At 71.6% G+C, this 11,684-nt stretch carries 4 protein-coding genes; 3 read left to right on the top strand and 1 reads right to left on the bottom strand.

What is annotated here, in order from left to right:
- Positions 1-8: 8 nt before the first annotated feature.
- Positions 9-1,619 (bottom strand): amidase, encoded by a 1,611-nt coding sequence (locus tag WBG06_RS23360; protein ID WP_336739731.1) that lies wholly within the window; start codon positions 1,617-1,619, stop codon positions 9-11.
- Positions 1,620-1,810: 191 nt separating this feature from the next.
- Between WBG06_RS23360 and WBG06_RS23355 the strand changes: the two genes are divergently transcribed.
- From WBG06_RS23355 to WBG06_RS23345, 3 genes are all read left to right on the top strand, one after another.
- Positions 1,811-4,696: a helix-turn-helix transcriptional regulator gene (locus WBG06_RS23355; protein ID WP_336739729.1), complete on the top strand. Its 2,886-nt coding sequence runs from the start codon at positions 1,811-1,813 to the stop codon at positions 4,694-4,696.
- 259 nt (positions 4,697-4,955) lie between these two features.
- Positions 4,956-7,631, top strand: coding sequence for a Kelch repeat-containing protein (locus tag WBG06_RS23350; RefSeq protein ID WP_336739728.1), 2,676 nt, complete (start codon positions 4,956-4,958; stop codon positions 7,629-7,631).
- A 17-nt stretch (positions 7,632-7,648) separates the two neighbouring features.
- On the top strand, positions 7,649-11,590 hold the full coding sequence (locus tag WBG06_RS23345; RefSeq protein ID WP_336739726.1) for a S8 family serine peptidase: 3,942 nt from the start codon (positions 7,649-7,651) through the stop codon (positions 11,588-11,590).
- Positions 11,591-11,684: the final 94 nt, after the last annotated feature.

Below are 11,684 nucleotides of genomic sequence, written 5' to 3'. Positions count from 1 at the left end.
CGGGTCGCTCAGTCCTCCCGAAGTCCCGGCGGGAGGACCCGGTCGACCCAGCCGGTCTGCTTCTCGTACGCATGTGCCAGCTGGAGGACGGCGAGGTCGCCGTTGTCGGGACCGATGATCTGCACACCCATGGGCAGGCCGCGGGAGTCGAAGCCGACCGGGACGTTGGCGACCGGGTGGCCGGTCATCGTCCACGGAGCGACGGTCTCCATCCAGCGGTGGTAGGTGTCCATCGGGCGGCCGTCGATGGCGTCGGGCCAGTGCACGAACTTGTCGAAGGGGAACACCTGCGCGGTGGGGGCGAGGATGTAGTCGTAGGTGGAGAACATCGCGGTCACCGCCCGATACCAGGCGGTGCGTGCCTCGGTGGCCTCGGTGACGTCGCGGGCAGAGAGCTCGAGGCCGTTCTCGATCTCCCAGATCAGCTCGGGCTTCATGAGCTCGCGCTTGTCCGGGTCGTCATACATCGCGGCGTACCCGAGCATGCTCCACCACCGCCACTGCAGGAAGAGCTTCCAGATCTTGGCCGGGTCGTGGTCGGGCAGGGCGCGTTCCACGGTGCAGCCCAGGTCGGCGAAGGCACCGAAGGAGGACTCGACCAGGTCGAGCACGCCCGGCTCGGTGGCGAGGTGGCCGTCCCAGTCGCCGACGTACGCGATCCGGGTGCCCCGGAAGTCGCGCTTCAGGCTCCTGGTGAACACCGCCGGGTCCTCGTCGATCGCCAGCGGTGCGCTCCGGTCGGGGCCGGCCATCGTCGAGAGCAGCATCGCCACGTCGGCCGCGGTGCGTCCCATCGGGCCGGCGACGGCGCCCTGGGCGACGAAACCCGGGGCGGGGACCCGGCCCCAGGACGGACGGAAGCCGACGACGTTGCAGAACGCCGCCGGGTTGCGCAGCGACCCCATGTAGTCGCTCCCGTCGGCGACCGGCACCATCCGCAGCGCCAGCGCTGAGGCGGCACCGCCGCTGCTTCCGCCGGCAGTGCGGGAGGTGTCGTACGGCGTCGCCGTTGCCCCGTAGACCGGGTTGTACGTCTGTGAGCCGAGGCCGAACTCGGGGGTGTTGGTCTTGCCGATCACGATCGCCCCGGCAGCCTTGATCCGCTGCACGAACAGGTCGTCGGTGTCGGCGATCCGGTCCTTGAAGATCGGCGAGCCGGAGGTGAACCTGATCCCCTTCGCCGCCGAGAGGTCCTTGACCGCGTGCGGGAACCCGTGCATCCAGCCCAGATACTCACCGCGGCGCAGCTGGAGGTCACGCTCCCGCGCCTCCGCGAGCAAGGCGGTCCGGTCGCGGAGCGCGACGATGGCGTTCACGCTCGGGTTGTGCCGCTCGATGTGGTCCAGGTAGGTCTCCATCACCTCGACACAGCTGACCTTGCGCCGCTTGATCAGGGCCGAGAGCGTACGCGCGTCGTGCATCACCAGCTCGCTCAGCTCCGCCGGCCGCTCGACCGCGCCGATCATGGTCTCGAGCCCGGTCTGCGGGGTGGCCGCACCGGCCGCGCGTCCGAGCGCGGCTGCTCCGGTGAGTGCGGCGGCGGTGGCGACGATGCTGCGGCGCGAGAAGCCTCCGCGAGAGGTGGCGACGTCGGCTGGATCTTCATGAGGGTGGGTCATCGTAGCGACCTTTCGGAGGCGGACCGGACGGAAATTCAACGTAGCGGTGGCTCAGTGGCCTAGTCAATGGGTCTATCTACCAATGCGTCCTGCTGTTCCGCCCCTCGGCCGGGGAGCGTCATGGCATGATTTCCGCGCTCGCCCGGTGCGAGGACGCAGACGTTGAGATCTCGACGAGGGGAGCGCCGGCCATGCCTCGGGACAGGGAGCCGCTCACGGCGAGCTTCGTCGGCCGTGATGCCGAGCTCGGTGCGCTCGTCACGACGCTGTCCGCCGCTCCCGCTGTCGCGGTCGTCGCCGGCGAGTCCGGGATCGGAAAGACCCGGCTCGTCGCCCAGCTGCGGTCGGACCCGAGCATGGCGGGTCGCCGCCACGTCGTGGGTGGCTGCCGGCGGATCGGCGAGCCCTTTCCGCTCGGCCCGATTCTGGAAGGTCTGTTGCGGCACCGGGATGCCCTGACCGGGGCGAGTCTCTCCCCGGTGACGGGCGCGCTCCGGCCGCTGCTGCCGGAGCTGTCGGACGTGCTGCCCGCAGCCCAGCCGCCTCTCGACGACAGCCTGGCCGAGCGGCATCGGGTGTTCCGCGCGCTGGTGGAGCTCCTCGGTGCGTTGGGGCCGTCGCTGCTCGTCGTCGAGGACTTGCACTGGGCCGACGAGCAGACCATCGAGTTCCTGGGCTACCTGATGATGGCCCCGCCCGACGAGCTCGTCCTGGTGATGACGTCACGGGACGATCTCGACGCGGTGCGCCGCACCGTCAGCGCCTCCATCCCGACGTCGGTCGCTCGGGTCCACGTGGATCTGGCTCCGCTGGACGTGGACGAGACCTGGGCGATGGCGGCACGGATCCTCGACTTCGACGGTCTGTCCGGCGAGTTCGCTGCCTACCTGTGGGGACGTACGTCGGGCCTGCCGCTGGCGATCGAGGAGCTGCTGGCGCTCATGCTGTCCCGCCAGACGCTCGTCCGTCATGGCTCGGGATGGGTGCGCCGCGCGATCGACGAGCTCGATGTCCCGCCGCGGATCCGGGACGCGGTGCTCGAGCGGATCGGTCGTCTGTCAGCGGATGCCCGCGCGGTCATGGAGGCTGCGGCGGTGCTTCAGGTGCCGCAGCCGCTCGACGTGCTCGTGGCCACGGCGGGCCGGTCCCCGGAGACCGTCGTCGACGGGATCGATGAGGCTCTCGACAGTGGTGTGCTCGTCGACAGCGACGACGGTATCGGCTTCCGTCATGTCCTGGCGGCCCAGGCGGTGTACGACGATGTGCCGCCGACCCGCCGCCGGCACATGCACGCCCGAGCCGCGGCCGCCCTGGAGTCTTTGCCCGACCACTCGCTGGGGCAGGTTGCCCATCACCTGCGCCAGGCGGGTGGACCCCAGCTGTGGGCCGCAGCGGTCGAGCGGGCAGCGGACAAGGCCGTCGAGCTCCGCCACGACGCGCAGGCCCGCCGGCTCCTCGAGGACCTGCTCCGGAACGGTTCGCTGCCGGCATCCGATCGTGGCCGGGTGGCGGTCAAGCTGGCGTGGGCAGCCAGGGAGTCGGCAGCCGGCGAACCCGACCTCGTCGAGCTGCTGGCGAGCGTGCTGGACGAAGGTGTCCCGGCGCAGTGGCGAGGCGAGCTGCGGTTCCTCCTCGGTGTCCACCTCGAGCAGCGTGGCGGTGACCCCGCCCCGCGGCGCGAGCTGTACGCCCAGGCCGTGGCGGAGCTCGAGCACCGTCCTGACCTGCAGGCCTGGGCGATGGTCGGGCTGGGCATCCCCACCGTGCCGGAGGTCCCCGTCTCCGAGCTGCGCGAGTGGCTGCACCGTGCCCTGGAGATCGTCCCGACGGTCGAGGATCCCGCCTTCCGGGTGTTCCTGTGGGGCAAGGCGGCGATGGTCCTGGTCTCCCTGGGCGACCCTGCCTGGGTCGCCCTGGTCGATCGCGTCGTGGACCAGACGCACGGCGCGCCGAGATCACGGCGTGAGATCAAGGCGTACGAGTCGGTCGGCATCGAGGCCTGCTACGCCGGTCACCACGAGACCGCGGCGCGGCTCCTGGAGTCGGGGATGCGAGGCGCCGCGCACTGCGACAGCCGGGTGCTCGAGCTGCGCCTGCTGCGGTCGATGGTGCTCCTGGACTTCTGCACCGGGCGCTGGGACGGGCTGGCCGAACGGGTACGCACCATGCAGGACGAGCTGGCCGGTGGCGGGCACGTGCGTGCAGCCGTCGATGCGGTCGCGGGATGTCTGGCCCTCGCCCATGGTGAACTGGACGAGGCCCAGCGTCGCCTCACCGATGTGATCGCCGGAGTGCAGGACGTCGGGGCGTACGTCCTCCTCCCGCTTCCAGCTGCCGCTCTGGTGCGCCTGCTGGTGGCACGCGGTGACGCCGAGGAAGCGGTGCGGATCGGGTCGGAGGTGCTGGCCGTGGCCGAGTCGCACGGCCTGCTGGCACCGGCCGCACGCCTCCTACCAGCCCTGGTGGCAGCGTTGACCGCAGCCGGCCTGAACGCCGACGCGGAGGCGTTGGTGGACCGGCTCGCCGTGGCGCTCGGCGAGCTGGACGCCCCGCTCGCTGCGGCGACCCTGAGCGAGGCGCGCGGCCACCTCGCAGCCGCCGTCGGCAGGCGAGCCGTCGCGGCCGAACGGTTCGGGGAGGCGTCCGGGAGCTACGAGGCCTTGGGCTGCGGCTACGAGGCAGCGCAGGCCGCGGAGGCCGCCGCCCATCACCTGGTCGAGAGCGGGGCGACCAGCGCCGGTCAGAGCCAGCTGCACGCGGCGCTCGCGGCGTACCGGCGACTCGGCGCGGGCTGGGACGAGGCCCGCGCCGCCCGCACCGCTCGTGCGTGGGGGATGTCCGTGCCCGGTCGTCATCGCTCCGGTCGCCGTGGCTACGGCGACGCGCTGTCACCGCGCGAGAGCGAGGTGGCCGACCTGGTGGCGATGGGGCGGTCCAACACGGAGATCGGGCGAGAGCTCTTCCTGTCGCCCAAGACGGTGGAGAAGCACGTCAGCGCCGCGAAGCGGAAGCTCGGCGCGACGACCCGGGCCGACGTCGTCCGGCTGCTCCTCGACGGCGGTTCCGAAGCAGTCTGAGGGACCCGCAGTCGATCGCGGCAATGGTTGGGGGATTCTCCCCATGGTTACGCCCCCGGCCTGGTCGCAGACTCGGTATCCACCGAACGGCAGCGCCGTTCCCGGACAGCGAGGTGGCAATGCGGACACCAGACACCGACGGCCGGCAGGGGCCGGACACCGACGCGGAGACCATCGACACGGCGACGGATCCCGACACGCCGTCAGGCGCCGGTCGAGAACCAGAGGCCGGCGACGTGCCCGAAGGGTGGGTCTCCGCATGAAGGGCTGGAAGGGCTTCCGAACCGCGACGACCCTGAAGGTCGTCGCCGCTATGGCCGTCGTTCCGGCAGTCGTCGCGCCGGCGTTCATCGCCTCACCGGCGGCCGGGGCGGACACGGCCGGCACCACCGTGACCGGCACGGTGGTCGACGGATCCGGCCACGGCTGGCCGCTCTCTGCGCAGGTCGCGGTCACCGGCGACCCGAGCACGGCGACCTACACCGACCCGGCCACCGGCGCCTTCGAGCTCTCGGCTCCTGCCGGTGACTACGAGCTGACCGTGAAGCCGCGGGTCGACGGGTACGTCACCACGACCGTGCCCGTCTCCGCGGACTCCACCGAGGTCGACATCGACGTCCCGGTCGACACCGCTGCCTGCGTCGCCCCGGGCTACACCGTGCTCGACGAACCGTTCGACGGCGGCACCCTGCCACCGGAGTGGGACACCGTCGACCACGCCGGCAACGGCCACGTGTGGAGGTTCGACGACCCCGGACGACGGGGCAACCGCACCGGTGGTGACGGCGGGATGGCCATCATGGACGGCTGGAACTGGGGCAGCAAGGGAGGACGCAAGGACACCTCGCTGGTCTCGCCGGCGATGGACCTCACCGACGTCGCCGCGCCGACGGTGCGGTTCGCCACGGACTTCTGGATGGCGTCGGAGCGGATCGACCTCGGTCTGTCCCTCGACGGCGGCAAGACCTGGTCCACCGTCTGGCGGCACTGGTTCGGCAACCTGCGCGGTCCCCGGAACGTCTCGGTCGCTCTACCCACCGCCGGCGGGCACGACGACGTACGCCTGCGGTGGCACTACGACTCCGTCGTCTCGTCGGCGAACTGGTGGCAGGTCGACGACGTCGTCGTCCGGGACGCCTCGTGCGCACCGGTCGCCGGCGGGCTGGTCGTCGGCGAGGTCCGCGACGGGCTGACCGGGGCCGGGCTGGCCGCAGCGCCCGTGACCATCGACGCGGTGCGACTGCCGCTGAAGGCGTACGCCGCCGACAGCGCGGGCGCCGGAGCCGGCCACTATGTCGCCTTCGCGCCGAAGGCCGGGCCCACGACGGTCACCGCGACGAGCCCGCAGTATCAGGAAGCGAGCACGCAGGTCGAGGTCGTCGCCGGCTCGGTGACGCGCGCCGATCTCGAGCTGGCTGCCGGCCGGATCGAGGTCCGTGGCGACGTACAGGAGAGTCTGCGCCTGGGATCGACCGGCACGGCTTCGTTCGAGGTGGCCAACACCGGGACCGCTGCGGCCTCGTTCGAGCTGCTGACCCGAAGCCTCGGCTCCGCGGTCACCGGCTCGGGCGGCGAGCCCGTCGCCGGAGCCGACGCGGCAGCCGCCTGGACGTCCCTGCCGGACTACCCGATCGCGATCAAGGACAACGTGGCCGGGGCTCACGACGGGACGCTGTATTCCTTCGGTGGCTCGACCGGCAGCGGGACCACGGAGCGGGGCTTCGGCCTCGACCGGGAGACCGGCACCTGGTCCGAGACCGCCCCGATGCCCGTGGGCCGGGAGAGCCACGCCGGGATGTTCGTGGACGGCCGGTTCTATGCGATCGGCGGCTACTCGAACAACCGCAAGGCCGTCGAGGCAGCCACGATGATCTACGACCCGGCCTCCGACACCTGGTCGCGCGGCGCGGACAGCCCGGCCCCGCGAGCTGCCGCCGGGTCGGCTCTGCTCGACGGCAGCATCTACACGGTCGGTGGCTGTGACGTGACGCGGTGCGGGCACCCCGACGTCGTCGCCTATGACGTCACCCTCGACACCTACACCCGGCTCGAGGACTATCCGGAGGCGGTCGCCTGGCCGGCCTGCAGCGCCATCGACGGCCACGTCTACTGTGCCGGGGGCAAGCGCGCCGACGGCTCCGTGAGCAAGTCCGCCTATGCGTACGACCCGAAGTTCGGGTCCTGGACACCGATCTCGGATCTGCCCAGGACCGTGTGGGGAGCGGGCGCTGTCGCGGCCGGCCATCAGATGGCCGTGGTGGGTGGGTACGCCGCCGGTGGCCCGACCCGCGCGACCTGGCGCTACGACCCCGCCTCGGACACGTGGGCATCGCTGCCCCAGACCCTCAACGCGTTCGGTGGCGCGGGGGTGGCCTGCGGCCTGTTCCGGGTCGGCGGTACGGAGGGCAACTACCCCAGCCGTCGTGTGGAGGCGCTGCCGGGACACGATGCCTGCGTCGACCGGTCGCCAGCCACGCCGTGGATGAGCCTGGACCGCAGCACCGCGTCCCTCCAACCCGGCGAGTCGGTGACCGTGTCGGTGGCGTTGGACGCCACGGTGGTCGACCAGCCCGGCGACTTCGAGGCCGTGCTCCGGGTGCTCGAGGACACCCCGTACGACGTGGACCTGATCCAGGCGGCGATGACCGTGCCCGTCCCGAAGTCGTGGGCGGCGCTCGCCGGCACGGTGTCCGGTCGGTCCTGCGACGGCGAGGTCGCCCCGCTGAGACGGGCGACGGTGACGATCCGGACCGCGGCTCAGGAATGGACCGTGGTGACCGGCCAGGACGGGCAGTTCCGGCGCTGGATCGACCGGGCGGAGAACCCGCTGACGGTGATCGCCGGGCGCGACGGGTATGCGCCGGCCTCCAGCGAGATCCGGCTGACCACGCGGACCACGCAGCACGACATCACGCTGACCGAGTCCGGCTGTTGAGGACGGGAAGGAATCTCATGTCGAGACACCACAAGACGGGCGGCCGGACGGCGATGGTCGCTGCCGCGCTGGCCGGACTGATCCTGGGGCTCGGGCAGCAGGCGGTGGCAGCTCCTGCGCCGACCGAGCCCTCCCGGCAGACCTCGGCCGAATCCTCGGCGGAGGCCAAGATCCACCCCAAGCTCGACCGGGAGCTCGACTCCGGCAAGCCGGTCGACTTCTGGATCGAGTTCGACAGGCGTACGGACCTGTCCGAGGCGGAGGCCGTCCAGGACTGGAACGAGCGGGGCACCGCGGTCGCGGCGGCCCTGCGGACGACGGCGCAGCAGAGCCAGCGCGGGGTCCAGGCTCGTCTACGGGCGCAGGACATCGACTTCGAGAGCTTCTGGGCGACCAACGCGATCAAGGTCCACGGTGCCGACTCCGCTCTGGCGACCCAGCTGGCGTCCCAGGCCGAGGTCGCGGAGCTGTGGCCCACCTTCGAGGTGACTCCGCCCGAGCTGACCCCGGCCGAGGCGGAGGCCGCGGTCGACTCCGTCGAGTGGGGGATCGCCAACATCAAGGCCGACCAGGTGTGGAGCTCCGAGGGGGCGCGTGGCGAGGGCATCGTCCTGGCCAACCTCGACACCGGCGTCGACTACGAGCACCCCGCGCTGGTGAACCAGTATCGCGGCAACAACGGCGACGGCACCTTCAGCCACGACTACAACTGGTTCGACAGCCGGAACGTGTGTGGTGGTGAGCCGTGCGACGACCACGGCCACGGGACCCACACCATGGGCACCATGGTCGGCGACGACGGCGGCCAGAACCACGTCGGCGTCGCACCCGCCGCACGCTGGATCGCCACCAACGGCTGCTGCGCCAGCGATGCGAGCATCATCGCGTCCGCGCAGTGGCTGCTGGAACCGACCGACCGGGAAGGGAAGAACCCCCGAGCGTCGATGCGTCCGCACATCGTCAACAACTCGTGGGGATCCAACCTGCCCTCCAACCAGCCGTTCCTGGAGGACATCAGCGCGGCCTGGACGGCCTCCGGCATCTTCGGGGTCTGGTCGAACGGGAACATCGGCCCGAGCTGCGCCACCTCCGGGCGACCCGGCAGCCGGACGATCAACTACTCGGTCGGTGCCTACGACTCGCTCGACAAGATCGCCTCCTTCTCCAGCCGCGGCGCCGGCCAGGACGGCGCCATCAAGCCGGACATCGCGGCGCCGGGCGTCGCCGTGCGCTCCAGCCAGCCCGGCGGCGGCTACCAGTCCATGAGCGGCACCTCGATGGCGGCACCGCACGTCGCCGGGGCGATCGCGTTGCTGTGGTCGGCGCGGCCGACCGCGCTGGGCGACACCACCCTCACCCGTGAGCTGCTCGACCGGACCGCGATCGACACCTCTGACCTGTCCTGCGGCGGAACGGCGGAGAACAACAACGTCTACGGCGAGGGCCGGCTGGACGCGCTGGCTCTGCTGGCGGCGTTGCCGTCGGGTCCGGCAGGGGAGCTGGCCGGCACGGTCACCGACGGAGAGACCGGTGCACCGCTCGCCGGTGTGCAGGTGAACGTCGCCGGTCCGATGGACCGGTCGGTGACCACGCAGCGCGATGGTCGGTTCGGGTTCCATCTGCCGGTCGGGACCTACGACCTGACCGCGACCCGGTTCGGCTACGAGCCCCGCCCGCTGACCGGCATCGAGGTGACCGCGGGTGCCGCGGTCGAGAAGAACGTCGGCCTGGTGCCGCTGCCCTCGGCACGGGTGTCCGGCACGGTGAGCGACGACTCCGGCCAGGGATGGCCGTTGTACGCCCGGGTGAAGGTCGACGGCACGCCGGTCACCACCCACACCGACCCGGCGACCGGCGCCTACTCGCTGCACCTTCCGGTGGGGAGCGACTACTCGCTGACCGTCGACTCGCTCTACCCGGGCTACGGCCGGTCGACGAGCACGGTGTCCGTGGCCGAAGACGGCTCCGCGGTGGTCGACGACCACCGGTTGACGACCACCGACTGCGATGCCGCCCTGGGGTACGCCGCCGACTGCACCGTGCAGCCGGGCGGGCTCGTCGTCGGGCACGTGACCGACGCCCAGACCGGGGCCGGCGTCGCCGACGCCCGGGTGCACAGCGTCGACGCCCCCGACGACAACGCGACCACGTCGGTCTCGAAGGACGACCCGACGCATGGCGCTGGCATCTTCTGGATGTTCTCCTCGCTCACCGGGGAGCGCGCCTTCACCGCCCGCAAGGGCAGCGGATACACAGCAGGCACGACGACGGTCGACGTACGTGAGCACACGGCCAACCGCGCGGAGTTCGCGCTCGGAGCCGGCCGCCTCGAGGTGACCCAGGAAGCGGTGTCGGGCACTGTCGAGCTCGGCGGCGCGACCACCCGTGACATCGAGGTGCGCAACGTCGGCAGCGCGCCGGCGACGTTCGAGCTGACCGACCAGGACGAAGGCTTCCGGATCAGCCGGGCCGACGGGTCGAAGGTCTCGTCCGTCGACGTCGCCGATTCGGCGGGACCGAAGCCGCAGCGGATCGAGATCGAGGCCTCGCCGTTGCGTGGTGGGCAGAAGATGGACCCGGCGGGAGCTGGCGCTGCTGTCCCGGATGCCACCGGCGTACAGGAAGGGCCGTGGCTGGATCTGGCCGACCACCCGGTGCCGGTGATGGACAACATCGCCGGGTATCACGACGGAATCGTCTACAGCTTCGGTGGCACCCGGGATGGAGAGATGCCCACGTCGGCGGCCTATGCGTACGACCCCGAGTCGCTGCGCTGGAACGAGATGGCGGCCATGCCCCAGGCACGGATGAAGCCCGGTGGTGCCTTCGTCGACGGCCGGTTCTACGTGATCGGCGGGTGGGGCGCGCCCGGCTCGATGGTCGATGGCACCGCGATCTACGACCCCGAGACCGACAGCTGGTCGGCCGGCGCCGACAACCCGCAGCCGATGGCGGCCGCCGGTGTCGCCGCGCTCGACAGGGTGATCTACTCGGTCGGCGGCTGCGTCGCAGTCTGTGGGTCGCGCGCCGTGATGGCCTACGACGTCGAGGCGGACAGCTTCAGCCGGGTCGCCGACTATCCGGTGCCGACGGCGTGGCTGGCCTGCGGGGCGCTCGGCGAGAAGGTCGTGTGCTCGGGTGGGATCGGCAACGGGACTGCCTCCCGCGGCACGTACGCCTACGACCCCGAGCAGAACTCGTGGACCCAGGTGGCCGACATGCCGCGCGCGGTCTGGGGTGCTGGCTACACCGCGGCCGGCGACCGCCTCCTGGTCTCCGGCGGCATCGCCGACGATGCGCTGACCAACGCGGGCTGGGCCTACGACCCCGTCGGAGATGCCTGGACGTCCCTGCCGAACTCCCAGCACGCGGTGTATCGCGGCGGATCCGCGTGCGGCTTCGCCAAGGTCGGCGGATCGGCCGGTGTCTTCGCGCCGGCTGCGACGGCAGAGGTGCTCCCGGGCTACGACGACTGCGGGGGAGGCGACGCCACGGACGCATCATGGCTGTCGACGGCCGCCGGATCGGTGACGCTCGCTCCGGGTGAATCGGCCACGGTCACGCTCACTCTGGACTCAGGCGAGCTCGGTCAGCCGGGGGAGTACGCCGCGAGGCTCCGTCTCACCGAGGACACGCCGTTCGACGTACCTCTGGTCAGCGTCTCCCTGCGGGTCGACCCGCCTCGCACCTGGGGCAAGATCCTCGGCACCGTCTCGGGCGCCGCCTGCGCAGGTGAGCCGGTCCCGCTCGAGGGGGCGACGGTCAGCCTGGCCGGATCGACGAGCACCTGGACGGTGACGGTGCCCGCCGACGGCGGCTACGCGCGGTGGATCGACCGCGGCCAGAACCCGGTCAGGGTGACGGCCCACAAGGACGGGTTCGTTCCCGGAGCCCGGACCACCCGCGTCGGGAAGACACCGGTGCGTGAGGACTTCGTCCTCGCGCGCAGGACCTGCTGAGCCGTACGCCATCCCGGCCGTCCCCAGAGGCCGGGCGCGTCCCCCATGCGCGCCCGGCCTCTGGGGGACATGTCGTACGCACGGGAGAAAGCGC

Source organism: Nocardioides sp. CCNWLW239 (assembly GCF_037137035.1).
Lineage (GTDB): Bacteria > Actinomycetota > Actinomycetes > Propionibacteriales > Nocardioidaceae > Nocardioides.
This window is presented reverse-complemented; position numbering and strand designations above follow the sequence as displayed.

Bases quoted from the DNA above. Each gene is read 5' to 3' on its own strand.
- WBG06_RS23360 (WP_336739731.1), bottom strand. From the start codon at position 1,619: ATGACCCACCCTCATGAAGATCCAGCCGACGTCGCCACCTCTCGCGGA.
- WBG06_RS23355 (WP_336739729.1), top strand. From the start codon at position 1,811: ATGCCTCGGGACAGGGAGCCGCTCACGGCGAGCTTCGTCGGCCGTGAT.
- WBG06_RS23345 (WP_336739726.1), top strand. From the start codon at position 7,649: ATGTCGAGACACCACAAGACGGGCGGCCGGACGGCGATGGTCGCTGCC.
- WBG06_RS23350 (WP_336739728.1), top strand. From the start codon at position 4,956: ATGAAGGGCTGGAAGGGCTTCCGAACCGCGACGACCCTGAAGGTCGTC.